Source organism: Dielma fastidiosa, from assembly GCF_003475485.1.
Taxonomy (GTDB): Bacteria; Bacillota_I; Bacilli_A; order Erysipelotrichales; family Erysipelotrichaceae; genus Dielma; species Dielma fastidiosa.
This window is the reverse complement of sequence record NZ_QRQL01000015.1, coordinates 255-24862: the sequence shown is the minus strand read 5'-3', so window position 1 is coordinate 24862 and position 24608 is coordinate 255. Positions and strand designations below refer to the sequence as shown.

The 24608-nt window shown below is 41.1% G+C and carries 23 protein-coding genes and 1 pseudogene; 15 read left to right on the top strand and 9 right to left on the bottom strand.

What is annotated here, in order from left to right; translation table 11 throughout:
• A partial coding sequence (locus DWZ33_RS17725; RefSeq protein WP_276330542.1) for a transketolase family protein occupies positions 1-459 on the top strand: 459 nt, incomplete at its 5' end.
• Positions 460-580: 121 nt separating this feature from the next.
• On the opposite strand, the gene DWZ33_RS18090 is transcribed toward DWZ33_RS17725, so the two are convergent.
• Positions 581-718, bottom strand: coding sequence for a hypothetical protein (locus DWZ33_RS18090; RefSeq protein ID WP_182425853.1), 138 nt, complete (start codon positions 716-718; stop codon positions 581-583).
• A gap of 154 nt (positions 719-872) precedes the next feature.
• On the opposite strand from DWZ33_RS18090, the gene DWZ33_RS17720 reads away from it, so the two are divergent.
• Positions 873-2678 (top strand): DUF885 domain-containing protein, encoded by a 1806-nt coding sequence (locus DWZ33_RS17720; RefSeq protein WP_118456324.1) that lies wholly within the window; start codon positions 873-875, stop codon positions 2676-2678.
• 116 nt (positions 2679-2794) lie between these two features.
• Positions 2795-4057, top strand: coding sequence for a nickel-dependent lactate racemase (gene larA, locus DWZ33_RS17715; protein WP_118456322.1), 1263 nt, complete (start codon positions 2795-2797; stop codon positions 4055-4057).
• Positions 4058-4116: 59 nt separating this feature from the next.
• Here the strand turns inward: larA and DWZ33_RS17710 are convergent, their stop codons facing one another.
• Positions 4117-4977, bottom strand: coding sequence for an NAD(P)-dependent oxidoreductase (locus tag DWZ33_RS17710; protein ID WP_118456320.1), 861 nt, complete (start codon positions 4975-4977; stop codon positions 4117-4119).
• 281 nt (positions 4978-5258) lie between these two features.
• Here DWZ33_RS17710 and DWZ33_RS17705 point away from each other — a divergent pair, with 281 nt between their 5' ends.
• The 8 genes from DWZ33_RS17705 (at position 5259) to DWZ33_RS17670 (ending at position 13483) form a co-directional block, all read left to right on the top strand.
• Positions 5259-6542 carry a four-carbon acid sugar kinase family protein gene (locus tag DWZ33_RS17705; protein WP_147352906.1) on the top strand — a complete coding sequence of 428 codons (1284 nt, stop codon included), beginning with the start codon at positions 5259-5261 and terminating at the stop codon, positions 6540-6542.
• A gap of 110 nt (positions 6543-6652) precedes the next feature.
• Positions 6653-8728 carry a BglG family transcription antiterminator gene (locus DWZ33_RS17700; RefSeq protein ID WP_118456316.1) on the top strand — a complete coding sequence of 692 codons (2076 nt, stop codon included), beginning with the start codon at positions 6653-6655 and terminating at the stop codon, positions 8726-8728.
• Between the two features lie 7 nt (positions 8729-8735).
• Positions 8736-9197 (top strand): PTS sugar transporter subunit IIA, encoded by a 462-nt coding sequence (locus DWZ33_RS17695; RefSeq protein ID WP_022938495.1) that lies wholly within the window; start codon positions 8736-8738, stop codon positions 9195-9197.
• 19 nt (positions 9198-9216) lie between these two features.
• A complete protein-coding gene (locus DWZ33_RS17690; protein ID WP_022938494.1) occupies positions 9217-9498 on the top strand; it encodes a PTS sugar transporter subunit IIB in 282 nt (93 codons plus the stop codon).
• A 16-nt stretch (positions 9499-9514) separates the two neighbouring features.
• Positions 9515-10885 carry a PTS galactitol transporter subunit IIC gene (locus DWZ33_RS17685; protein WP_022938493.1) on the top strand — a complete coding sequence of 457 codons (1371 nt, stop codon included), beginning with the start codon at positions 9515-9517 and terminating at the stop codon, positions 10883-10885.
• Between the two features lie 115 nt (positions 10886-11000).
• Positions 11001-11657 (top strand): class II aldolase/adducin family protein, encoded by a 657-nt coding sequence (locus DWZ33_RS17680; protein ID WP_182425851.1) that lies wholly within the window; start codon positions 11001-11003, stop codon positions 11655-11657.
• A 1-nt stretch (position 11658) separates the two neighbouring features.
• Positions 11659-12315, top strand: a complete 657-nt coding sequence (locus DWZ33_RS17675; RefSeq protein ID WP_118456312.1) for an aspartate/glutamate racemase family protein — start codon at positions 11659-11661, stop codon at positions 12313-12315.
• Positions 12316-12334: 19 nt separating this feature from the next.
• On the top strand, positions 12335-13483 hold the full coding sequence (locus tag DWZ33_RS17670; RefSeq protein ID WP_118456310.1) for a glycerate kinase family protein: 1149 nt from the start codon (positions 12335-12337) through the stop codon (positions 13481-13483).
• Between the two features lie 18 nt (positions 13484-13501).
• Here DWZ33_RS17670 and DWZ33_RS17665 read toward each other — a convergent pair whose 3' ends face one another.
• From DWZ33_RS17665 to DWZ33_RS17650, 4 genes are all read right to left on the bottom strand, one after another.
• On the bottom strand, positions 13502-14071 hold the full coding sequence (locus DWZ33_RS17665; protein WP_022938489.1) for a hypothetical protein: 570 nt from the start codon (positions 14069-14071) through the stop codon (positions 13502-13504).
• Positions 14052-14984 (bottom strand): hypothetical protein, encoded by a 933-nt coding sequence (locus DWZ33_RS17660; protein ID WP_118456308.1) that lies wholly within the window; start codon positions 14982-14984, stop codon positions 14052-14054. Before DWZ33_RS17660 ends, DWZ33_RS17665 begins: the two co-directional genes overlap by 20 nt.
• 129 nt (positions 14985-15113) lie before the next feature.
• On the bottom strand, positions 15114-16082 hold the full coding sequence (locus DWZ33_RS17655; RefSeq protein ID WP_118456306.1) for a hypothetical protein: 969 nt from the start codon (positions 16080-16082) through the stop codon (positions 15114-15116).
• A 1-nt stretch (position 16083) separates the two neighbouring features.
• Positions 16084-16833, bottom strand: coding sequence for a hypothetical protein (locus DWZ33_RS17650; RefSeq protein ID WP_118456304.1), 750 nt, complete (start codon positions 16831-16833; stop codon positions 16084-16086).
• A 191-nt stretch (positions 16834-17024) separates the two neighbouring features.
• Here DWZ33_RS17650 and DWZ33_RS17645 point away from each other — a divergent pair, with 191 nt between their 5' ends.
• Positions 17025-17870 carry a hypothetical protein gene (locus tag DWZ33_RS17645; RefSeq protein ID WP_118456302.1) on the top strand — a complete coding sequence of 282 codons (846 nt, stop codon included), beginning with the start codon at positions 17025-17027 and terminating at the stop codon, positions 17868-17870.
• A 92-nt stretch (positions 17871-17962) separates the two neighbouring features.
• Here the strand turns inward: DWZ33_RS17645 and DWZ33_RS17640 are convergent, their stop codons facing one another.
• Positions 17963-18394 carry a LytTR family DNA-binding domain-containing protein gene (locus DWZ33_RS17640; protein ID WP_182425849.1) on the bottom strand — a complete coding sequence of 144 codons (432 nt, stop codon included), beginning with the start codon at positions 18392-18394 and terminating at the stop codon, positions 17963-17965.
• A 192-nt stretch (positions 18395-18586) separates the two neighbouring features.
• Between DWZ33_RS17640 and DWZ33_RS17635 the strand changes: the two genes are divergently transcribed.
• Positions 18587-20332, top strand: a complete 1746-nt coding sequence (locus DWZ33_RS17635) for a hypothetical protein (RefSeq protein ID WP_118456298.1) — start codon at positions 18587-18589, stop codon at positions 20330-20332.
• A gap of 15 nt (positions 20333-20347) precedes the next feature.
• Positions 20348-22438 (top strand): hypothetical protein, encoded by a 2091-nt coding sequence (locus tag DWZ33_RS17630; RefSeq protein ID WP_118456296.1) that lies wholly within the window; start codon positions 20348-20350, stop codon positions 22436-22438.
• Positions 22439-22506: 68 nt separating this feature from the next.
• Here the strand turns inward: DWZ33_RS17630 and DWZ33_RS17625 are convergent, their stop codons facing one another.
• The gene (locus DWZ33_RS17625; RefSeq protein ID WP_022938481.1) at positions 22507-23292 is read right to left on the bottom strand and encodes a DeoR/GlpR family DNA-binding transcription regulator; all 786 of its coding nucleotides are present in this window, start codon (positions 23290-23292) and stop codon (positions 22507-22509) included.
• Positions 23279-24091 (bottom strand): hypothetical protein, encoded by an 813-nt coding sequence (locus tag DWZ33_RS17620; RefSeq protein WP_118456294.1) that lies wholly within the window; start codon positions 24089-24091, stop codon positions 23279-23281. Before DWZ33_RS17620 ends, DWZ33_RS17625 begins: the two co-directional genes overlap by 14 nt.
• A 224-nt stretch (positions 24092-24315) precedes the next feature.
• Between DWZ33_RS17620 and DWZ33_RS18390 the strand changes: the two are divergent.
• Positions 24316-24608: pseudogene (locus DWZ33_RS18390) on the top strand (L-ascorbate 6-phosphate lactonase); the annotation flags it as partial.

Genomic DNA, 24608 nt, shown 5'->3' with positions numbered 1-24608 from the left:
CCATGTTATGTAAGACTGGGCCGCGGCGGTGTAGAAGATGTATTTGATGAGAACTATAAGTTTGAGATGGGCAAGGGAGTTGTCTTAAAGAAAGGCAGTAAGGTAGCCTTGATCGCGACGGGCATGATGGTGCAGGAAGCATTGAAAGCGAGTGAAGAATTAAGCAAGGAAGGCATCGAGCCAACGGTTGTAAATATTCATACGATCAAACCGATCGATGAAGAGCTGATCGTTGAATTAGCGAAGAGCCATGATGTGCTGATCACCTGTGAAGAACATAACGTTGTCGGCGGCTTAGGCAGCGCGGTAGCGGAAGTGGCAGTGAAGCAGGTACCTGTGAAGATGGCAATGGTGGGCGTACAGGATACGTTTGGCGAAAGCGGCACACCAAAGGCACTGTGTGAGAAGTATGGCTTAGACGCAGCGGCAATCGTTAAGAAAGTTAAAGAAGTTTTATAATCAAATTCAAGCCGATTCACAAAGAGTCGGCTTTTTATTATATACATATATACAAAAAAACCAGAGGTTTTCTGGTTTGCTTGTGATAATCGTTTAGTGCTTCAATAGCTGTAAGTAATATTTATTCACCGATGCTGTTTTGAACCTCAGCGGCTTCTAAGATACCATCTTTCACAGCTTTCTTAGTCACTAAATAAAGAATCTTTAAAAATGCCGCAAATAATCCTACTGCCATCAAAAGCGCAAATATACCACCCATAACTGAATCCTCCTTGTTGCTTAAGCCTATTGTAACGGAAAGCAGAATCTTTGTCCAATGATTTAGCAGCGATGATGAAACCCACAGAAAGTTATATTGTTATTGATTGAATTTAAGGATATAATATCAGATATAGTACGAAAGGATGCAAATTATGAAACTGCTTAAATATCTATTGCTGGCGGCATTATCCGTATCGCTGGCATTTACACAGGCAGGCTGCCAAAAACAGCAGACACCGCCAACTGTCGATTTGACTTCTGAGGAAGCCATCGCAGAACAAAAAAAGTTTGATGAATTTATACAATCAGAACTGGTTGCCAGTGCTGAAAGTGATTATCTGACAACACATATCTATTTTGAACACCCAGAGAATTACGGCATTGACCGATCAAAGGTTGAAGTAACACTAGGCTATCTTGAAGACGATGATGCGGCTTATCAAGAACGTGTGGAAGAGACGCAGGCAACTAAGGCTGCTCTTGACGCATTTAACCGTGACCTGCTGAGTGATCAGCAAAAAGATGTTTATGATAACTATCTTGAAACCATCGAGCTTGATATTGCCAGAAATGATGAGAAATTCCGCTATGTAGGCGGCGGCTTTGATACGATGACGGGTCTGCATACACAATTGCCGACTTTATTTGCTGATTATATTTTACGCGATGAACAAGATCTTAAGGATCTGATTGTTTTGATTAATGATGTTAAGCCATATATGGATTCCTTGCTTGAATATACTAAAAAACAAGCTGAAAAGGGAACCTTGATGATTGATTTAGATACAGTGATTGAAGATTCTAAAAAGACTTATAATGAAGGTGAAAACAGCGCTGTGCTGACCAGTATGTTTGCGACTATTGACAGTCTTGATTTAAGTGATGAGTTAAAAAATCAATATAAGGCTGAATTAAAAACGGCCTTTATGGATTCTTTCATTCCTGCCTATGGGGCGATTATTGAGACAATGGAAGGCTTGAAGGATAGTAAAAATAATACACAGGGACTGTATTATCTGGAAAACGGCAAGGCGTATTATGAGCTGCTGTTTAAAGATAAGACCGGTACTTCACGTTCTATCGAAGATACTCAAAAGCTGCTTGATGAGCTGGCTTATGAAATGATTACCGCGGCTCAGAAAATTGCCATGACTGACCGCAATGCATATGAAACATGGGCCTATAATGAGGCTGATACCGGTTATACCGATTTTGAATCAATGCTGGCCGATTTAAATAACTGGTTCAAACAGGATTTCCCTGATGTGGGTGATATCGATTATGAGATCAAGCCTTTAGATCCTGAATTAGCTGTAGCCGGTATTGCCGCTTATTTCAATATTCCGGCAATTGATGGCACTACTAAGAAACAAATTAGAGTGAATACAAATAAAGACGCATTAGTTATCGGCTCATTAGATACATTCAGTACCGTAGCCCATGAGGGTCTGCCGGGTCATATGTATCAGACAAGCTATGCTTATAAGAATATTCCCAATGTTTTCCATAACCTTTTTGCTAATAATTTAGGCTATACGGAAGGTTATGCGACCTATGTGGAATTTTACGCGCTGAATTATTTGAGCGATGTGCCTGAGAATATCCGGACACTGCAGAAGGTAATGAGCATTTATTCGAATTGTTTGATTGCGCAACTGGATATCGGCATTCATTATGAAGGCTGGAGTTTGGATCAGGTAAGACAGTATATGGAAGACAATGGCTTAAATGCCGCGGCGGCAGAAGTTTTGTATGCTCAGCTGCAGAGTAATCCAGGCGCTTTCCTTTCCTATTATGTAGGGTATGCGGAATTAAATGAATTGGAGAAGGAAGCCAAGGCAGCTTTAGGTGATAAGTTCACGGCGATGGGTTTCCATCAGGCCATTTTGGAAGCTGGTTCAGTACAGTTTGATATTGTAAAGCGGCATGTAAATCAGTATATTGAAGAAAATCAATAAAGTTCAGACAGCTTCGGCTGTCTTTTCTTGTGCTTTGAAATGGAGAAAAACTGGACTTACAGCTTAGGGTAGATGATGAAGCAAGTGGTATCATAGTTTTAGATAGGAGTGATTATATGCATATTCAATTGCCTTATGGTAATGGAAGGCTGGAAGGTGAAATTGATGATCAAAAGCTTCAGGGTTATCTGCAATGTCCTTTGAAGAACCATGTTTATGAAAGTGAAGCGGCCATCGTAGAACAGTCGCTGAAACATCCGATCGGTTCTAAAACATTAGCTGAATTAGCTTATGGCAAGCGGCATATCGTAATCATCGCCAGTGATCATACAAGGCCGGTACCTAGCAAGATCATTTTGCCTGCGATGCTTTCGGAAATCGAAAAGGTCAGTCCGCAGGCGCAAATCAGTATATTGATAGCGACTGGCTGCCATCGTTCAACTACCGCAAAAGAATTACGGGCTAAATTCGGCGATGAACTGATGCAGCGTTTGACGATACACATTCATGACAGTGAATCTGATCAAATGGCTGATTTAGGCATATTGCCCAGCGGTGCGCCGTGTCTGATTAACCAGCTGGCGGTTGAAGCGGATCTGCTGCTTGCGGAGGGCTTTATTGAACCGCATTTCTTTGCCGGATATTCAGGCGGCCGTAAAAGTGTACTGCCGGGTATCGCAGCCAAAAACTGTGTCTTGCACAATCATTGCGCGGCATTGATAGATTCACCATATTCACGCGCTGGTCTATTGAAAGGAAATCCAATTCATTTGGATATGAAGGTTGCCGCCCGCAAAGCGAATCTGGCTTTTATTGTAAATGTGGTGCTTGATGAGCAGCAAAGAATTATTGCCAGTTTTGCCGGTGATGCGGTCATGGCTCATGAAAGGGGCTGCGCGTATGCCGCGAAACGATGCGGGCTGCCGCCGATTATGAGTGATCTAGTCATTACCTCTAATAATGGTTATCCGCTGGATCAAAATCTTTATCAAAGTGTTAAGGGATTATCAACAGCCGCTGAAACATGCTGTAAATCTGGGGTGATCATCATGTCCTGTCAATGCGCAGACGGTATTGGCGGTGATGCTTTTTTCAACATGTTCGCCCAGTGTGAAACCGTACAGAAGCTTTGTGACAAGATTCTTTCCGTTCCTGCCGCGCAGACTGTCAGTGATCAATGGCAGGCACAAATTCTTGCCCGGATTCTTATTGATCATCAAGTAATTATGATTTCTGATCTTGATGATGAAGTGATTAAGAAGATGCACATGATACCCGCCCATACATTAAATGAAGCGGTTCAGCTAGCTGATAAATGCAGGGAAATAAAATCAATCACCGTAATTCCGGAAGGTGTTTCAGTGTTTATTCAAAAATAAAACAGCTTTAAATCTAGGTTTAAAGCTGTTTTTTCTTTAAATCTGACTAGAGAATCAGATTATTTTTCATAAACTTTAATCAATGCCTGGGTACCTTCATTTTCATGACCATTGGCAGCCAGTTCCTCATAGAGTGAACATACGGTATCAAGCATTTTTAAGTGTTCGCCCTTTTCGGCCATCACATCTTGAATAATGTGCATATCCTTGATGAAATGCTTAATGAAGAAGCCTGGTTGGAAATCACCCTTTAAAACTCTTGGCGCGGTATTATTCAGCTGCCAGCTGCCAGCCGCACCGCCGCTGATTGCATCCAGCATCGCCTGCATGTCAAGGCCGTTTTGTTTTGCATAATAAAGTGCCTCGCTCATTGCGCTTACCGCGCCGGCCACCGCGATTTGATTGGCAGCTTTAGTATGCTGACCGCAGCCGGCTTCCCCCATATAATGAATGCCTTTGCCCATCAATGCCAGCACCTCTTTTACTTTGTCGAAGGCTTCACGATCACCGCCGACCATGATTGACAATGTACCAGCCTTAGCGCCAGTGTCACCGCCGGATACCGGCGCGTCTAAAACGCTCATATCATATTGCTTAGCTTCTTTTGCTAATTTAACCGCCAGCTGCGGTGATGAGGTTGTCATATCGATTAATATTGCACCAGCCTTTGCTGAATGGAAGATACCATCCTCACGCATATAGACATCCTCTACATCTTTTGGATAGCCGACAATTGTGAATACCAAATCCGCATCCGCGACACATTCGCTCAGTGAAGCGCAGACTCTGACTCCCTGTTCCTTTAAATCTAAAGCTTTTTCAATCGTTCGATTATATGCCGATACTGTATGCCCGCCTTCAACTAAGTGAAGCAGCATTGCTTTTCCCATAACGCCGGTTCCGATCCATGCAATTTTCATAGTATTGTACCTATATCATATTTAATATGAATCCTTTCACCTGCAATTATATAGAATCAGTAATGAATTGTACATTAATTCAGCACAAAAAATGCGGAAGCGTGACTGAGCGGCCTTCACTTTGCGCATAGGCTTGCTGCGAAAGCATAAGATAAGCGGCTCGCATTGCTCACTTACCCTCTTTGGTGAAATAATCAGTGTTTTGATGTTTAAAATTTGGACTGAATGCTTATGAAAGCGGCAGCTTGCTTAACTATAATGGAATTGTGAGGAGGGATATTGTGAGTGAGCGATATAGAGCGGGTGTCGTAGGTGACGATATTACCGGCTGTCAGGATATCGGTATTTTTTTCACTAAACAAGGTTTAAGAAGCATTACCGCATCCAGTCCGGATGAGATTTTCAAGCATCAGGCAGATGTGCTGATTATTGATACTGATTCACGTTTTGATCATGCGAAACAGGCTTATGATAAGGCTGCCAAGGCCGTAAAGGCACTGCAGCAAGCTGGCTGTACGCAATATTTTAAAAAGACATGCTCAGTATTCAGAGGCAATATCGGCGCGGAATTTGACGCCATGCTGGATACATTAAATGAATCATTGATGATTGTTATTGCCGCTTTTCCTAAAAATGGCCGAACTACCGTTGATGGCCGGCATTATGTATATGGCTGTGAGCTGGCGGCATCGCAGTTTCGTCATGATCCGATGAATCCCATGACTTCCTCAGATTTAGCGGCCATCATCGCTTTGCAGTCAAAGCGGCCAATTCATCATTTGCTGCTGAAAACTATTCGTCAAGGTCATCATGCGGTGCGCAGACAAATTGAAGAAGCTCAAAAAGTGGGCGGATATTTAATCTGTGACTGTGAGACACAGCAGGATTTGAAAATCCTAGCGGCGGCAATTGTTAATGAAAAGGTAATCGGCGGTTCTTCAGCAATCGTAGAGGAGCTGGCAGTCTATCACAAGCATCAGGAAACGGTGCAAAGTCATGCCATGCTGCCGGATAAAGAACGCGGTATCCTGCTGGCTGTCGGTTCTATCACCCAGCAAAGCAAGCGGCAGAGTGCCTATGCGCTTGCCCATGGTGTTATTCATATACCCTTTGATCCCTTAATGCTTTATGACCGGCAGGCAAGTGAGAAGATGCTTGAAGGCTGCTTTCAAAAGGCGCTGAGCCATCTGGTTCAGGGCGAGCATGTGCTGCTTCAGCCTGATTGTGAAAATGAAAAGGTCACACTGATGAAGACGGTGGGGCGCACAAAGGGTTATGATGAAAAGTCAGTCTCTAAATTAGTATCAACAGCCCTTGCTAAGCTGGTTCTTCAGCTCATTCAAGCATCTAATCAGCATCGTATCTGTATTGCCGGCGGTGACACATCAGCAAGAATTATTGAAATGCTGAATATTCATGCCAGTGAATTAGTTGATGAAATTCAAACCGGTATCTGTTCTTCCTTATCCTTGGGAGAACCTAAACTGCTGATGATCCTGAAATCAGGCAGCTTCGGCAATGAGCAATTTTTGATTGATGCGATTGATTATCTGAAGCAGTATTAAGCGCGGTACTTTGTTGCACTAAATGAAGCGCAAAAAATTGGTTCTTTCAAACCGTAACTTCATTTTTTATAACGTATAATTTAAGTAAGTGAGATGGTGCGGGATAAAGAATGAGAGGAGTGATTGAAAGCGTGAATCTTGATGAAAGAAGCAAGAATGTCTTTGATACCATATTAAATGATCCGATGATAAAAGGCAGTGAGATTGAGAAAAAGTTCAGTCTGACTAGAAAACAGCTAAGCTATACATTAGAGAAAATCAATGATGTTTTGAAAAGTGAAGGTTATCCGCGGATCGAGCGGAAGAAGACGGGAACTTTTATTGTTCCTAAACAGCTTTATGAACAAATGGGCGATCAGATGATTAGCATTGATGCCAGTGATTATGTTTTAAATGAAGAAGAACGAATCCGCTTTATCGAATTTATTTTGCTGAGCAGGACGGAACGCTTAAGCCTGTATCATTTTATTTCCATGCTTAAGGTAAGTAAAAATACAATTCTGAATGATATGAAAAAAGCGCAGATGGACACGCGCAATTATGGCATTGATATTCAGTATGATCGTGAAAACGGCTATCGTTTTATCGGCAGTGAGCTGGATAAACGCCGTTTGCTGATTGATCTTGTACATCCTATTTTATTGATGAGCAATGGCAGCCGTTGGTTTATGGAGCTGACAAAGGTTACCCGCTATGAGATTGAAACCAATGAATTTCGCTTAAGTCAGATTGAAAAAGAATTGGATATCCGTTTTACTGATGAGGTATTCAAAGAGCTGCCTTATATTGTATCGATGATCCTGCTGAGAATTAAACAGCACAAGGATATCGGCAAGCTGCCGCTGACTTATCAAAGCTTTGTTGGCACAAGAGAATATCAAGTATCAGAAATTCTGTTAAAAGATATTCCTAATTTTTCTCAGCAGGAGCATTTATATATGACTTTACAGCTGTTAACTTCAAATTTCTTTTATTTAGATATGGAAGAAACTGATATTGATCAGGTGATTTATCAATCGGTCAAGGATGTAATTGATAATTTTGAAATCTTAAGCTGTATTAAATTTAAGGATAAGGAACAGCTTGCAAAGTATTTATTTCAGCATTGGAAGCCGGCTTATTACCGTATTAAATATAATTTCCATATGGATAATCCGATGAAGGATATTATTGAAACCAAGTATCAGTATCTGCATGATTTAATCAAAAAGGTCATTTATCCCTTTGAGAACAGTTTAAATAAACCGATTCCGGATATGGAGCTGGGTTATATTACGATTTTGATCGGCGGCTGGCTGCGTAAAGAAGGTCAGATCTTGTCTTTTGAAAAGGGGAAGCGGGCAATTGTGGTCTGCAGCAATGGTGTCACAGTTTCTAACTTTCTGTTTATGGATCTGAAAAATATGCTGCCTTATATTCATTTCCTGAATTGCTATTCAATCCGTGATTACATGAATTGCGAAGAGGAATATGACATCATCTTTTCTACTACTTATATTAAAACGGATAAACAGCTTTTTCTTGTGGAACCGTTTATCAATGAATATGAACGCAAGAAATTTATTCAGAAAGTTAACAATGAATTGATTGGTTTTTCAGTGAATACGATTCAGATGGATGATGTGCTGGAAATTGTGGAACGTTATGCAAAGATTACCGACCGCATGAAATTAATGCGTGATCTTAAGCGTTATTTGTTTCCCGATCAGCCTTCCATTGAGAGTATGGATGCGAATGCGTATCAGCCTTGTCTGGCGGAGCTGCTGCCGCCTCATCATATTCTGGTGGCAAACGTTGAGCTTGAATGGGAAAAGGCAATTCGTGACTGCGCGGAGGTTTTAGTTGCTGAACAGATGATTGAACAGCGCTATGTGGAAACAATTATCACTTCAATCAAAACCAGTCAGCCTTATATTATGATTGCGGATGGTGTCATCGTCGCTCATGCCGGTGTTGATCAGGGTGTCCGTGAAGTATGCATGAGCATGCTTAAAATGGATCGGCGTATAAAGATCAACAATTATTTGGAAGCAGATGTCATTATTGTGCTGGCAACCCCTAATGTTCAGCGTCATTTAAAGGCATTAGCGCAGCTGAATGATATGCTTGATGAGCGTTTTAAGCAGCTTAAACAGGCTAAAACCAAAATGGAAATTTTAGAATGTATCAAATGGGAAGAGGAGTAATCAGTTTATGAGAGAACAGATGTTTTACAAGGATTTGATTTTACTTGATCTTGATGTCAGAAATGCCGATGCGTTTTTCGAAACGATGAACGGTATTCTGCTTCAAAAAGGCTTTGTGAATGAGGGCTTTTTAAAGGCAATCAAGCAGCGTGAAGCAAAATATCCGACGGCTTTGCCTACTCAGCCTTATGGCATTGCCATTCCGCATACAGATCCGGAATTTATTGAACAGCCCTTTATTGCTGTTGCACGATTAAAGCACAGTGCGGTCTGGAAGCTGATGGCGAGTGAGGATGAGGGAGAGGTTAAGGTCGTCTTCCTGCTTGGCTTTAAGCATGATGATTATCATGTGCAATTGCTTCAAAAACTGATGGATCTTTTTATGAAAGATGATTTCAGTAATGATTTATTATATGTTGAGACTCAGGAAGATTGCTTACATCTTGTGGAAAGCAAGATGGCAATATAAAGGAAAGGAGGAAAATTATATGAAAAAGATCGTAGTAGCATGCGGAAGCGGTGTTGCCACTTCACAGACGGTAGCCAGTAAGGTCATCAAGCTGCTGAAGGAAAGAAAGGTCAATGGTGTGATTGAAGCAGTGGATATGAAATCCTTAGACCGAACGCTGAAGGACAAGGATATCGTGGGTTACATTGCCATTACCAAGCCTTATAAGGAATATCCGGTACCCGTGTTTAACGGTATCGCATTCCTGACCGGAATGGGTATGGATAAAGAATTAGATAAAATAATTGAAGTGCTGAAATAGCAGAAAGGATAGAATTATGGAACTGTTAAGTACAATTTTCCAGTATTTTCTAGATTTAGGGGCAGCGGTATTCGTACCAATTATTATGATTATTGCCGGTTTATGCGTAAAAATGAAATTAAAAGACGCGATTTCTGCCGGTATTACACTCGGTGTTGCTTTTGTCGGCATGAACCTTGTCGTTGGTTTCATGAAGGATGCTATTACACCGGTAGCAACCGGTATGCTGAATTCAACAGGTCTGCAGTTGGATATTGTTGACGGCGGCTGGACGACGATGGCTACGATTTCTTGGTCATGGCCTTACGCGTTTGCTATTTTCCCATTGCAGATTGGGATCAATGTACTGATGCTGATTTTTAATAAAACAAAGACATTCAACGCGGATTTGTGGAATGTCTGGGGTAAGATTTTTATCGCTGTAATCGTTATTTCTTTAACGAATAATATCTGGATTGCTTTAGCTATTGCTTCACTGCAGATTATTCTGGAGCTGCGCTCCGGCGACCTGCATCAGAAAACGATTCAGTCAATGACTGGTATTCCAGGTGTTACATGTACGCATCGTACTTTATTCTTTGGCTGCATTCTGTATCCATTTGACTGCCTGCTTAAGAAAATTCCTGCATTAAATAAGCCAATTAATATTGAAACGCTGCGTGATAAAATTGGTATTTTCGCGGAGAACCATGTATTAGGATTTATTCTTGGCTGTATCTTCGGCGTCATTGCCGGTTATGATGTCGGCGGTATTTTGAATTTAGGTATTAAATGCGCTTGTGCATTAATGCTGTTCCCAATGGTTTCTAAGCTGTTTATGCAGTCTTTGGCGCCAATTTCCGATGCCGTTTCAGAGTTTATGCAGAAAAAATTTGCCGGCCGTGAATTGTATGTCGGACTGGACTGGCCGTTTATGGGCGGTATCAATGAATTGTGGATTGCGATTATCTTTATCATTCCGATGATCTTTATTGACGCGCTGATTCTGCCGGGCAACAATATGCTGCCGTTTGCGGGCATCATTAATTTCTCACTGGCTATTCCGGCACTGTTGGTTACTCGAGGCAATCTGCCGCGGATGTTTATCTTATGTTTAATTGGTGCTCCTGTCTTCCTGTGGGTTGGTACGGCGATTGCTCCGTATATGAGCGAATTGGCAAGAGCTACCGGCGCTATCGAATTGGGTGTTAATGAGCTGATTTCAAATTCATGTATCAATGCACCGGTATTCACTTACGGTTTCGGACAGATGTTTAAAGCATTGACCGGGGATTTTGTACCGCTGATTGTTGCCGGCGGCTGGACTGCATGCTGGGTTTTCTACAGCCGTTATCTGAAAAAAGAGACTGCTCGTTTAGAAGCTGAAGAAAAAGCAGAGAATGAATAAAAAGGGCTTATATAAAAAGGTGTCTGGCGGACGAACGATTTCATATAAGCTTAAGTATAGTTTAGCACAATTGGATAAAAAAAAGTGTATGAAATGGAAAGATTGGAGGAAGTCAATGAATAATTTAGAGGCAGCGAAGCAGGAAGTGCTGAAGGGCTGCAGATTAACGATAGAAAAAGCATTTACGGTGGGAACAGCAGGTAATATCAGTGCCCGTGTGGCAGGTGAAGAATTATTTGTCATCACCCCGACAACGATGGATTATGCAATTTTAACGGCAGAGGATTTAGTGGTGATGGATATGGAGGGAAAGGTTGTTGACGGCAAGTATGCACCGTCAATTGAACATAACCTTCATCGTTTGATTTATCTGAAGCGGCCGGATGTAAATGCCGTAGTTCATGTTCATTCAACATATGCGACGGCATATGCTTCTATTGAGGGAATCACAGTGATGCCTTCAATAGATATTGAATCAATCAATTATTTGGGCGGCGATGTAGACCGCTGTCCATTTGCGGCACCGGGCAGTGATGAATTAGCAGCATATACATCAGACTATCTGGGTAAGAAAGCGGCTGTACTGATGCAGAATCACGGTTCAACCTGTGTGGGCAAAGATATGGGCACTGCCATTACCGCGTGTGAGATTGTTGAAAAAACATGTTATTCCTTATTCTTGATCAATACGATGGGAAAGCCGATTCCATTTGATGCCGCCTTTAAGGAAAAGGCATGGAATAAATATTCAAACAAGTTTGGAGTGAAATAAGATGGGATTCAGGAAAATAGCGATGCTGCATACCGGCTGTGTAACCGTTGCACCTTTGAAAAAGCTGGTGCATGAGCTGTATCCAGAGGCTGAAATCATGAATCTTGTTGATGATTCATTATTGAATGATACGATTGCAGCAAAGGCGATGCCGATTGAGGTTGTGGAGCGTCTGGCTCAGTATGCGTTAATTGCTCAGCAAGCCGGGGCAGAGGTTATCCTGAATACATGTTCATCGGTTGGTGAAGCGGTGGATGTGATTGCTCCGATGCTTAAGGTACCTTATGTGAAAATCGATCAGCCGATGGCGGCTGAGGCGGTGAAGCATGGTCCGCGTATCGCGTTAATTGCGACGGTCACATCAACAGTAGCACCAAGCAAAAGACTGCTGGAACGCAATGCGCAAGATCAGGGACTGACAGTAACCGTGACACCGTATTTAGTAGACGGCGCATTAAAGGTACTGAGTGAAACTGGAGATCAAAAGCGTCATAATCAAATGGTTATTGATACGGTATATAAGGCAGCAGCCGAGAATGATGTGATCGTATTTGCGCAGGGTTCAATGGCTGTGCTTGAACCTGAATGTCAAAATTTAGGCGTACCGGTTTTCTCAAGTCCAAAGCTTGGCTGTGAACAGCTGAAAAAATATCTGTAAAGATGGAAAGAGGGGTTCTATGCGAATTTTAATAGCACCGGATTCCTTTAAGCATAATCTGACGTCAAAAGAAGCGGCAGCAGCTATTGAAAAAGGCGTGTTAAAAGCGGTACCGTCAGCGAAAATTATCAAGCGGTCAATAGCTGATGGCGGTGAAGGCTGTATCGAAGCGATTGCTGAACATATCGGCGGTGAGCTGATCCGTGTACAAGTTCACGATCCGCTGATGCGGCCCTTAGCCGCTTCCTTTCTCTATGTCAAAAAAAGCCGTCTGGCAGTGATTGAAATGGCTGCTACCAATGGCTTGACACTGCTGACAAAGGATGAATTAAATCCGCTTCAGGCATCTACATTCGGTACTGGTGAAATGCTTCGTGCCGCTTTGGACTTAGGCTGCGAGCGAATTCTGATCGGCATCGGCGGCAGTGCTACCAATGATGGCGGTTTGGGAATGGCACAGGCTTTGGGTTATCGCTTTTATGATGCTGATGACAGACTATTTATTCATGATATGTCCAAAGCCGGCGAGCTTTGCCGCATTGATGATGAACAGGCTGATCCAAGATTGAAAAGCTGTACGATTCAGGCAGCCAGTGATGTATTTAATAGTTTATGCGGTGAATCCGGAGCCAGCTTTATGTTTGGCGCTCAAAAAGGGGCTGACCCTGCGAGCCAAGCCTTGCTTGATATGGCATTAAAGCATCTGAATCAGCTGGTGATTGAAAAGTATGGGGTGGATTACGGCAGCCTGCCTGGTGCGGGGGCAGCCGGTGGTCTTGGCTTTGGACTGATGGCTTTCACACAGGCACAAATCTATTCGGGAATCAATTTGATACTGACTATGATCAATTTTGAAGAACAAGTCAAGCAAGCAGATTTAATCATCACCGGTGAAGGCAAAACAGATGGGCAGACCGTTTATGGCAAAGCTGTCAGCGGTATCGCCGCCATGGCTAAAAAACATGGTGTCCCCCTGCTTTGTTTGTCCGGTGCGGTAAGTGCTGATTGCCGCGAATTATATGCGAGTGGTGTAACCGCCATTTTTGATGCCGCGCTTAAACCGATGTCTTTAGCTGAAGCAATGGCATCGGCAGCTGATAATCTCGCCTTTATCAGTGAATCTGCGCTGCGGCTTTATCAATGCGCAATTACTAAAAGAAAGGATTGAGCCGAAGTTCAATCCTTTTTATTGCATACTTAATTCCATTTGAATCTTATTCATCATATAAACTTTAGAATTTTTTAATGAACGGCCGATATATTCAAGACCATTCAGATATCCCTCATTCCAAGCATCCTTTTTCTGTTTGCGCATGACAGCTTTCAAATCCTTAATTTCATTGCGCAGCCGAAGATTCAGCGCGTCAAGATTTGTTTTATAATTCTCTGCTAACACCAGATATGTATGAATCGCTTCCTGATGACCTTCTTTGAAATATCCGCGGTACTTTAAATCATAATGCACACTCATCAGCGCGTCCATGAAATATTCATAGCGGCTGTCGAAATTACGGCGTGTTTGATATGCACGGCGAGCCTGGGGACGGCGTCTTTCCTTGGAACTGCTGAAATTGGCATTAATATATTCACCAAAATTATCATAGCCGTTTTTTTTCAATGACTCATTGATTGAGTGCTTGATTTCACTGCCTACATTGCTTACTGTATCAGTAATCGCCTTAGCCGTTTCTTCACTGTTTAATGTATTAAACAGATCGTCGATGGAATCAAACAAATCATTTTTCTTCTTTGACATAGGCTTCCTCCTGCTGCTTCAATATCTGATTTAAGGAATTAATATCCATGTCATCCTGTACGAGTCCGTCCTGCTTTAAGATATTTTCCAATACGGTCATATCGGCCGACAGATTCATCATTTCTTCATCGAACAGTGATGAGGTTATATTCTTAATTGCTTCATTGATCAGAATAATTGTTTTCATCAGCTTCTGCTGAACAGCGGCAGCTTCGGCTGAACCGGCATGAGCGCTTTCAACGGCAACATAATTTTTAAGAATTTCAAGCAAAATCGGCAAATAATGCTGATATAGCTTATCCAGCTTATGGTTGCTTTTAGGATATTTAGCCTGCAGAATTTCTAAGTGCTTGAGCATCGCGGTTGTGCTGTACAATGCCTCAGACAGCTTTTCATCAGTAATCGTCGTATTATAATCATTAATCAGATCGATATATGACGGAGCCTGTTCAGTTTTGGTTTCCGGTTTTGGTGCAGGCTGCGGCTGAGCTTTCTTTACCTCCGGTTTGACAAACGTAGCTGTATTAGTCCGATTGGACAAAGTTTTATATGCTTCAGGAAAATATTGGTTAAACTCAATCATTTTGCCAATCACTTCATCGTTGTATAAAACAACAAGATTATTAAAGGTAAGTCCTTCATTGACCGGTTTCTTTAAGGTAATGCTGTCACTGATAGCAAGTGTATCAGTATTTGCAAAATATGCTTTTACCTGTTCATCAAGACGGTGATTCTTACCGGCGTTCTTGGTGGAAGGTTTATCCGGAGAAGCAAGCAGGACAATTGAAATGACAAAGGCGGGAATCAGGCCAAAGAATGATCCGAAATTCATCGGTGTACCAGACACACCATTGATTACTAACGTGATTCCGCAAAAGAACAGCAGCAGGCCGCCGATTACTTTTTTGATCATGGATATCCTTCCTTTCTGTACGATATCCATTATAGCATTTTCTTTTCACTCTGTGGAGAGCCTGCTGGTTGAATTTAATAATAAAATCGTCATTTTCAGAAAATGATCCATACCTGCACATAAAATAACTTAAATTATCAGATCAACGCGGGCGAAGAGTTCCTCATTGACAGGAGCACTGACGATTTTCAATGCTTCATTCTGACTGATATTTTGATAGCTGGCATTGATATGATATTCAATGGCATCACAGCGAAGGAAGAGTTTTTCAGCATTAATATATGCCTTATTCTCATTGGTGATTGGCATACCGCCCGCAATCAGCAGATGAATATCCGGTTTTGTTGGCAGAAGATCTCTAGAACATGAACCATTAACAATAAAATCAAGACAGATATCTAAACCAATACGCAAACCGTTGAAAGTTATTTCTGGTGATGGCAGTTTATCTGCATCATTCACATTTTGAGGCTGCCAGTGAATTGCCGACTTGTCAATTTTATTAAAATCTGGGTAATCAATGATAGGACCGCCAAGACCGTCAATCGATGACAGATTCGTCTTTGGCCATTGACCTATATACTGTCCATTTGCAAAGATTGGAATCGAATTGCGGATCAGATCATCTTTTTTCCACCAGACAGTACCCGCAAAGAGGATTAAGTTAGGGTATCTAGTTGTCAGCTTCTGAAAGCTGTATTCATCCTCTGGCTTACTGTCAGGCCAAATCTCTTTGACTTCATAAGAAAATGATTTCCCGTAATTGATAATCTCATGAGGATCAGTATGCTTTTGATTATCATTGATATTACGCCAGAAAAACTCCGGCATAGCGGCGATGACTGTTTCATCATTGGGAATATCTGCCAGTTTAGCATCTAATTTCTTATAGATTTCCTCATTTAGTTTTACAAACCATTTACATTGTAATTCTTTTTTAGTGTTATTCAGCATAACAATGTCTGTACTATCAGCTCTAGCGGCATTTAAGCGGTCATAGTCATTCTTATGATCCCGCATAAAAGCCTGTTCCAGATTTTGACGCCATGCAATGGCTTCAGAATTATTGATAAAGGGCAGATAATGAATGTTTGTCATTTTATTTTTCTCCTCCTGAAAGCTGAGCAGCAAGCAAAGCAGCGATAAACTTATATAATTTACTCAATGTATAAAGCAATTTTAATCCGTTGATTGAATCATCTTTTCTGATGAGAAAAGCTTCATTCGTCATTGAGTCCATATTTCTAATAAATTGATAAACAGGCTCAATATCATCCCAGTTTGTTTTTTCTTCATGAGATAATGTGAACGTTTCCTGCATACCCATAGGCATACGCTGAATCGTATCATTGTATTTATACTGTTTGACATATCCCTTAAGAACAAGAACAGCCTTTAATGCCTTAAACAGCAGCGGATCAGAGGGCCAATCTGTCTCATTCAGCATCGTAACCATGACTTTAATCGGATCTTTGATTTTATCAGCAGACAGATCTTCAGCTAAGAATTTCGGCCAGCCATCAATCATATTTTTATCAAGCAAAAGATGCAGTGTCTTATCAACATAGAATTTCGCAATCTGCTTGTATAATTGATAAAGTATGTTGCAGTATTCATGATTTAGATAGACTGCGTCATTGCCAACCCCTAAATTAGAATTATTCTTACCGCAGTAGAATCTTGTATCAGCGACCACTCCGGTTTTGACATACGTCGGATAAAAGCTTTTCATCCAATAATCATAATCACCATCCTTTAAATGAACCGCATCACTACCCAGACTTTGGTCATGGAGATGCTCAAACATGCTTGCGCATTTCCTAAATTCAATACAATCTTTATATTCCATAATATAAACCTCCTATCGGCATCAGCCATCTCTACTCTAACAAGTTCAGCTGCTGATATATGAAAAAAATACATTTCATTACAAATTCAGGCATGTATCTTTCGCATGACAGTGCCGCTGAGGTGCAGGTAAGCTGATTTCGCGTCATCTAACAGAAAGAATTGCTTACAGTAACAGCGGAGGTGATTGATATGAAAGAGAATCAATCTTTAAAAGTAAATCAAAATGAAGTTATTTTATGGCCGCAGACAGTCATGAATCTGACTCAGGGATGCGGAGAAGACGGCAGTCATCAATGGTTGAGTCATGAAGGAACATGGGCTTTGGACAATGCTGATCCTGAAGATCATCGTTTATTCGCTCCGGTCAGTATGATGTGTATGGGCAAATATCATTTAGACAATGGCAATGAAGTCGTATGGCAGTCACTGGCACCTGTGCTCTTTGCCGATGGCACACTCGATTTTTTAACCTTGGATATCTGGCATGACAATGACATAACTCATTTATTTAGGGGTATGACAGTTAAACAGGGAGAGGCTTTTCAGGCAATGGGCTGTTCCGGCATTGGCAGCGGTTCACACACCCATCTTGAGGCAGGCCGCGGTAAATTAAACATTGGCAATGTTTCCCCGCTTATCGAATCATCAGGTGTGACACATTTTGCTAGTAATAACTTCCACCCCGGCACCTTACCCAATGCAGTCGATCCAAGATGTGTCTATCATATGAATGAGACAAAAATCATGAATACATTCGGCATGAAATTTCAAAGCTTTGAAGCTAAAATGGGCTGGGTAAAGGATGAAGTGAGTCACTGCTGGTATTATTATGAAAATAATGTGATGGTAAAAGGCGGCAAATGGATTGCGGGTAAATATTATTACTTTAATCCAAACGGCATTTTGGCGGTACATACCTTTATTCCTTATATGGAAGGGGGACATCAACAATATTTCTATGTCGGCTGGGATGGCGCCATGGTGATTGACCGAACATTAAAAATTGAACATAACGGCCGAATCTGCTTCGATTAAATAAATAAAATGACAGTGCGCTGTCATTTTATTTATTTTATAAAGCTGTTGAGATCATAGGGTTTGGGGTTTTCTAAAAGGTACTCAAAGCTTTATATGCTGAACTGTTTGCTGTATTTGCGATTTACAATTAATGATTCATCATTATTCAGAAATAACTTGCGCCGGCATTCTTTTTCAATCTGTATTGACTGAATATGAATCTTATTGACCAAGGTATTCTTATTAATCTGAATCAGGCCTTCCGATGCATAGCTATTCTTTAATTCAGTAAATCGTTCATGAGAGCGGTATACTTCATCTTTGGTATAGATAAATACTTTATTATCTACACATTCAATATAATAAATTAAAGGAATTGGAATTAAAAACATATTATGCTGATCATCATAAGCTTTTAATCTTGTGTCATACAAACTGATAATTCTCATAATCTGTTTAATACTGCGGTCATTTTGTCCGTTATAATAGATTTCAATATTATTCTCACTAATTTTATCACTCTTTCTTAACCATATTTTCATTTGTCTCTCCAGCCCAACCCCATTAATAGTTAAACAAATTAAAGAAAAGGATAAAATAAAACAAACCATCTTCTGCATAATTAAAGGTATAAAATGCGAAAGCTGTAGTAAATGGTCATGAAAATGCAACATCTGTGCAAAAAGGGAATTATGTAAGAACTGCCCGTTATAATGAGGTGCAGGAGGAAATGTATGAATTTACTGGAACAGATTTATCGTGAAATTGATCATGAGCTTGGCAGTGAACGTGAGAATCAATATCTGTGTATCATGGGGATGAAGAATCCGCTTAAGTTTCAAGACTTGAATGATGAGAGCAAAGAACCCGCTGCTAGAATGACTGCAGAGAGCAATCTTGCCAATGTTTATCTGCCGCCTTGTCAATATGCCGCCAATTCAGCACCGACTTCTTTTTTATCCCGTTATGAATCATCGCTTAAATCATTATTGCCTTTACAAAATGACAGCTTCAAAAGCATCACTCAGCGCCTAAAGCTCTTTCCCTACCGTAATTTAGAAGCGAGCTGTCAGCAGCGATATGAACGCAAGCAGAGTTTACACAGGATGAAACAGGAATTTATGTTGAAATATGGTCTGGCAAGTGATGAATACCGCACTTTTATGGAAAGCTTTCTTAGCGAGCTTGAAACTGAGAATGATTGTCTGTATCAGCTGCTTGATGAACAGCAGCAAAAGCAGCAGCATGGCTTTGCCGATGAAGAGCTGATGAATGTAAAGGCGGAGCTGGAGCGTGCCAAACTGCGGCTGCCTGACGGCAAGATCATATTACCGGTTGCTTTGCATCCTAAAGACTGGAGCCAAAGGCTGGCGAGTGATTTTGACCAATTTCAATTATTGCGTTCATTTTATGCCTATGCCATGGATTATGCGCAAGCCTTTGAGAAAATGGTTCGAACATTGGAACAGATGTATTTCTTTCTTGATGAGACGGCAGATCAGCCATGGTTTACAGCTAAAAAGGAACTGACAGAAAAGCTTCAGCAATTAGATGAACAGGCTTGGTTTAATGATCTTCAGCGTCTTACATTTTGTTCGATTAAGGCGGACTGTCCTTTTAAAGAAAGATTGGCCGGCTGTCTTATAAATATTTGGAAAATGAAGAAAAGTAAACCGATGAGTACAGCTGCTATGGCTATGATTCAGCAAAATGAAGCTTATGAAAGATTGATTCAATCTTATGTGACTATGAATCCATCACAGCTTGAACTTGAAAAGCTGAAACCGCAGTTTGCGGATGAGCTGCAGGCTTTAAATCGACAGATGGAGCTGCTGTCCTTATCAGCGAAAAGAGATGCGGCGGAAAACCGCACGGCACTGCTGCCAATCAATACAAATCCAGACTTTAAGACATTTGAAATCCATTCTTCATTAGCTGCCCTTTACGAAGAACCGTCCTTGATAACCGCCGCGAAGGATTCTTTAATGGGCTTAAACGCGTTGTTTGGTTCCAATATTCCCTATGGTCTTGATGAGGAAGCGATGAAAAAGGGAATGCAGATCAATCTTGGCTTTCTGGCACGTAAAATTAAAATCAATCGGCCATGGTTTCATCCGGAAATATTCCGCTTAAGTAATCATTATTATTCAATCAGTGAAACAATGATTGCGCAAGGCATCACAGAGCTTGAGAATTTGATGAAAGAAAATTATCTGTTCCCGGTTTATTCCACATCCTTTGTGCTGATTAAGGATTTAACCCTGCAATTTACACTGGATGCAGACTGCCGTCGGTTGAAGGAGCTTTTGAAGCGTTATGTGCGTCAGGGGAATCAGTTTCTTTGTTTCCGTGAATATGCACAGGATATTCAGCCAGTGATGGATGATGATGGATCGACATTGACCTTACGCTATGCTTATCCGCAGCTGCTTGGTTATTTCATGCATTTTACTCCGGCTGATCAAAGTCAGAAATTATAAAAGGAGGTTTAGATTATGCCAAAACCAGAAGGAAATAAAACAGATCTTTCAAAATCAACGATAAGTGAAGCAGAGGAAGGATCAACAATTGATAAGATATATAATAAGATTGATGATCTTTTTGGTACAACCAGCAGTTCTCAGATGTTTACGATGATGATGCCGGGCACGGAATTAAATCCTGAGAATTTTCGTTATGATACACGTTTTGAGAAGCCGATTAAGGTTGCCGCGAATGAATCGAGAATCGCTAATAAGCTATTTTCACCCGCAAAGGTTGTGGGGGCTGATAATGGCCGGATGCTGGCTAATCAATATGTATCGGCGCTGGATGTTTTAACACCTAAAATTAATAATAATTTAATTAATGCCAAGAATAAACTGCGTGAGTTATTACGGAGTGAGGTTCAATATATTAATGATGAAGGGGTCACATTAACACTTAATCTTCAGCAGTTATTTTATATGCTGTATGAAGAGTATGTTGATGAAAAGAAAAAATGGGCAGATGCTCAAAACGCCCAGCGTCAGCATTTAAAAGAAGTTTATCCGCTCGATGATGCGGAAAGCCGGCTTAAACGCGAGGAAGAATTCTTAAACTGGTATCAGACCGTTGCGGAGGGTTATCTGCTGAAAATAGAAGCCTGCCATGGTAAGGTTTTAGGAATCTTCTCAGACAAGGATATGAGAATCATTGAAGGGGTATTGGACAGCGGTTCCGGTGCTGAATTGCAGGAAGCCCGTGATCGGGTCAGAAACGCGCGTAAATATGATCCCAACGGCGGTTATGTTTATCCAGTGGTTATGGAACCTTCAGATTGGTTTGAGGATCTGGATAGTAAATTCAGCTTTGTTGATTTATTGAAATCATCAGAATTCTATCAGGGTGAAGTGAAACGGTTAAGAAATAAGCGGGATTCATTGCTTCAGCAAATCATAACCTTTGAGGTCATGGATCAATCTAGTCAGATTGGACAGCGTGTATCGGCATGTAAGAGCGCTAAGGAAGCGTTGGCAAAACAGGAAAAGGAATTAGATGATCGCTATGGTGCTGGCTTTTGTTCTACCTTAAACTTTATCAATGGCATCATTGACAGTGCTTCTAAGAAAACGGCTCAAGAACGTGCTAAGGGGGTAACTGCCAATTTTGAAGAAGCTAATTTCGTCAAAGAGATGAGTATGCTGGAACAGGCGCAAAATGCCTATAGTCAAAGTATTGAAAGTGTGGCTATTGCTTCCAAGGAATTGATTGCTGCTAAATCTCAGGATTATACATTAGCTATTAAAACATTGTATCAGGAATTAGATGCTGTTAAGGAAGCTCTGAAGGAAAAGGAACAGGAATACTCGAATGCCTGTAAGAAAGAAGCCGATAACGCATTAGCCGGTAAATTACTGCCGGATGCCCTTGAAAATCGCTTCTCAGACATAATTATCAGCTCATCCTCTGAGGATATGAAAAAATCAACAGCGACCAGTTCTGACGCGACGCAGAAAACAACGGGCTTCAGCTGTCTGTTCGGCGGTTACTCACAAACCAACAGTGACGCCCATGCAAAGAGTCAGACCGATTTTTCGAATACCAAATTTGATTTAAAGATCGCCTTCCGTGCCGCCAAAGTAAATTTCGTGCGTGATTGGTTTGATCCAGGTGTCTTTGTATTGACTCAGGAAATGTTTAATACAACTTCATTGAAAATATCTAAGGGTACTTTTGATGATCGGGATAATTGTATCTTTCCATGCTTCCCAACAGCAATGGTGATTGCCAAGGATGTCAGTATTACGCTTGAATTTTCAGATGAACAAAGCAAGGAGGTACAAGAAAGCTTTGAACACAGTGTTGCGAAAAGCGGCGGCTTCTTATGCTTTAAATGTGGTAAGGCCGTACCTACTTCTAACAGCAAAACGGATATAAGCGGTAAATCAAAGGGCTTTACAGTTTCAATCAAAATGCCGGGCGCGCAGATTCTTGGATATTTTATGGAAGCTGTACCGGCCGATGCAAGCGGTCGGCTGAATGATGATAAGTTAAATGCGTATACTAGTATTACAGAATTTGCGAATACATACCGCAGTTTACTGAATGAACCAATGCATAGTTAATATATAAAAAAAGGAAGGAATAAAATCATTGATGAAATGAATTTAAGCCTTCCTTTTAAATGTAAATTCTATTCAATATGAGCCAGCGGCTGAAGTTTAACGACCCGTACTCCGCAGCTCTCAATTTCATTGCATACCTCATTATCAGCTTCGGTATCGGTAATTAAATAGCTGACCTTGCGGATTGAACCGCTGATGAAGCTGTGCTGATTGCCAACCTTGGTATGATCGGCTAGGATGAAGCATGGACCATTGCAGCGGTTCAGCATTGTTTCATTAATTGCGACCTCCTGCAGAATCGCTGTTGTGATGCCGCCCTGAACATCAATGCCGCTGCAGCCTAAGAAGCATTTTGCACCGGATACGCGGTTTAAATTATTCAGGGCAAATTCACCGACCATGGATTCCTTTGGCACCCGCAGCTCTCCGCCGGTTAAAACGATGGCTACCAGCGGATCATGCTCCTCAAAAATAGCCTTGCCATTGTTAGTGATTACCGTACAGCGCTTATTGCGGATATAACGGATGACTAACAGCGCGGTTGAACTGGTATTGATGAATATCGTATCGCCTTCCTCAACATATTGAGCGGCATATTTCGCAATCGCATGCTTATATAATGCATTGCTCATCGTCGGATCATCACAGGGTATTACTGAATTAACCAGCTTTGCACCGCCGTAAAAGCGTTCTATCGCGTTTTGTTCTTCCCAATATTGAAGATCACGGCGAATTGTCAATGGTGAAACCTGCAGCTCCGCAGCCAGATCATCAACCATCACCTTGCCATATTTCTGCATTGCCAGCATAACCTTCTGGCGGCGGCTGTCAACGATTGTTTTATGCTTTTTCATGCTTTGTCAGCTCCTTTAATTGTGCTATTGCCAGATCATGAAGGGCATTCTTATTACTGATTTCAATAACCTGCTGCAAATGCTTTTTTGCATCCGCACAATTATCATCAAGCAGGTTCAGCTGTGCATAATCATAATAATAATGACTCAACTCACGGTTATTCATCATCTGGATATTGGTATTCGCGAAAGCGTTCTTGCTCTTTTTAATATCTTTGATGCATAAATAATAAACGGCATCGATTTCCTCCCATGAATAAAGCGGTGAAACCTTGCTGCCCTTGATTTTAGCGCCCTTCATTTTAATGGTATCCTGATAATATTTTTTCGCCTTGGTCTTATTATCAATACCAATATAAGCCTTAAAGTAATTATAATTGCGGATCAGCAGGTTATCGAGACTCTGCTTGAAGAATTTTTCATTTTGATCAAGTAAATCAATATTTTGCTGATACTGATTCAAATCGGCATTAACCATGAGATCAAAAATCAGCATCGTTTTCTTATATGCTTTAAAAATATCATATTTTAATAGCTTAGTCTCCAGCTGCTTGGCGGCATCAGGATCACAATCCATGACGAGTGTTTTAATTGCCTGACGGTAAAGCAGACGCAGATATTCTGACAGTGCAACAACACTGATCAGAATAAGCACAAGCGCGGCATAAAACAGCTTTGAACTGAGCTGTTCGGTTTGAATAATGAGATTCACTGAATAGATAATAAAAATTATATAGATAACTGCACTGATGATATTACGCCATTTTTCAGAAAAGGCATGTTTACGGATATTGAACATAAATACATCCTCCTGATTAAATTATATGAACATTTTGAATATTTGTCAATCATAAACCGCTGAATATTTTGAACGTTGTAGATTTAGAAAAAATGTATGCGATTACACAATCATAAATCGAACATATAATTAGCGAAATGTTCATATAACTACATTGCAAAATGTTAACGCTTTCGATAAACTAAAGATGTAAACGAAGCAATCATTCGAAAGGAGAATCATTGATGAGTCAGGTAGATGAAATCACAAGAGAAAAATGGATATTAGGCGCGTTCCCAGAATGGGGAACATGGCTGAATGAGGAGATCGATCAGGAGGTAGTAGAAAAAGGAACCTTCGCAATGTGGTGGATCGGCTGTACCGGTTTATGGGTAAAGACGGAAAATAATACAAACATTGCAGTGGATCTGTGGTTCGGCAATGGCAAGCGCAGTAAGAAAACAAAAGAGATGGCACCTTTCCATCAGATGCGCAACATGACCGGCGGCCGGATGACCCAACCGAATTTAAGAGCGGC

Excerpts from the sequence above, each read along its gene's own strand:
- DWZ33_RS17685 (WP_022938493.1), top strand. The coding sequence starts at position 9,515 with ATGGAACTGTTAAGTACAATTTTCCAGTATTTTCTAGATTTAGGGGCA.
- DWZ33_RS18090 (WP_182425853.1), bottom strand. The coding sequence starts at position 718 with ATGGGTGGTATATTTGCGCTTTTGATGGCAGTAGGATTATTTGCGGCA.
- DWZ33_RS17710 (WP_118456320.1), bottom strand. The coding sequence starts at position 4,977 with ATGAAAATTGCATGGATCGGAACCGGCGTTATGGGAAAAGCAATGCTG.
- DWZ33_RS17720 (WP_118456324.1), top strand. The coding sequence starts at position 873 with ATGAAACTGCTTAAATATCTATTGCTGGCGGCATTATCCGTATCGCTG.
- DWZ33_RS17700 (WP_118456316.1), top strand. The coding sequence starts at position 6,653 with ATGAGAGGAGTGATTGAAAGCGTGAATCTTGATGAAAGAAGCAAGAAT.
- DWZ33_RS17660 (WP_118456308.1), bottom strand. The coding sequence starts at position 14,984 with ATGATCAAAAAAGTAATCGGCGGCCTGCTGCTGTTCTTTTGCGGAATC.
- DWZ33_RS17675 (WP_118456312.1), top strand. The coding sequence starts at position 11,659 with ATGGGATTCAGGAAAATAGCGATGCTGCATACCGGCTGTGTAACCGTT.
- DWZ33_RS17625 (WP_022938481.1), bottom strand. The coding sequence starts at position 23,292 with ATGAAAAAGCATAAAACAATCGTTGACAGCCGCCGCCAGAAGGTTATG.
- DWZ33_RS17635 (WP_118456298.1), top strand. The coding sequence starts at position 18,587 with ATGAATTTACTGGAACAGATTTATCGTGAAATTGATCATGAGCTTGGC.
- DWZ33_RS17640 (WP_182425849.1), bottom strand. The coding sequence starts at position 18,394 with ATGAAAATATGGTTAAGAAAGAGTGATAAAATTAGTGAGAATAATATT.
- larA (WP_118456322.1), top strand. The coding sequence starts at position 2,795 with ATGCATATTCAATTGCCTTATGGTAATGGAAGGCTGGAAGGTGAAATT.
- DWZ33_RS17670 (WP_118456310.1), top strand. The coding sequence starts at position 12,335 with ATGCGAATTTTAATAGCACCGGATTCCTTTAAGCATAATCTGACGTCA.
- DWZ33_RS17655 (WP_118456306.1), bottom strand. The coding sequence starts at position 16,082 with ATGACAAACATTCATTATCTGCCCTTTATCAATAATTCTGAAGCCATT.
- DWZ33_RS17690 (WP_022938494.1), top strand. The coding sequence starts at position 9,217 with ATGAAAAAGATCGTAGTAGCATGCGGAAGCGGTGTTGCCACTTCACAG.
- DWZ33_RS17680 (WP_182425851.1), top strand. The coding sequence starts at position 11,001 with ATGAATAATTTAGAGGCAGCGAAGCAGGAAGTGCTGAAGGGCTGCAGA.
- DWZ33_RS17695 (WP_022938495.1), top strand. The coding sequence starts at position 8,736 with ATGAGAGAACAGATGTTTTACAAGGATTTGATTTTACTTGATCTTGAT.
- DWZ33_RS17620 (WP_118456294.1), bottom strand. The coding sequence starts at position 24,091 with ATGTTCAATATCCGTAAACATGCCTTTTCTGAAAAATGGCGTAATATC.
- DWZ33_RS17630 (WP_118456296.1), top strand. The coding sequence starts at position 20,348 with ATGCCAAAACCAGAAGGAAATAAAACAGATCTTTCAAAATCAACGATA.
- DWZ33_RS17650 (WP_118456304.1), bottom strand. The coding sequence starts at position 16,833 with ATGGAATATAAAGATTGTATTGAATTTAGGAAATGCGCAAGCATGTTT.
- DWZ33_RS17645 (WP_118456302.1), top strand. The coding sequence starts at position 17,025 with ATGAAAGAGAATCAATCTTTAAAAGTAAATCAAAATGAAGTTATTTTA.
- DWZ33_RS17665 (WP_022938489.1), bottom strand. The coding sequence starts at position 14,071 with ATGTCAAAGAAGAAAAATGATTTGTTTGATTCCATCGACGATCTGTTT.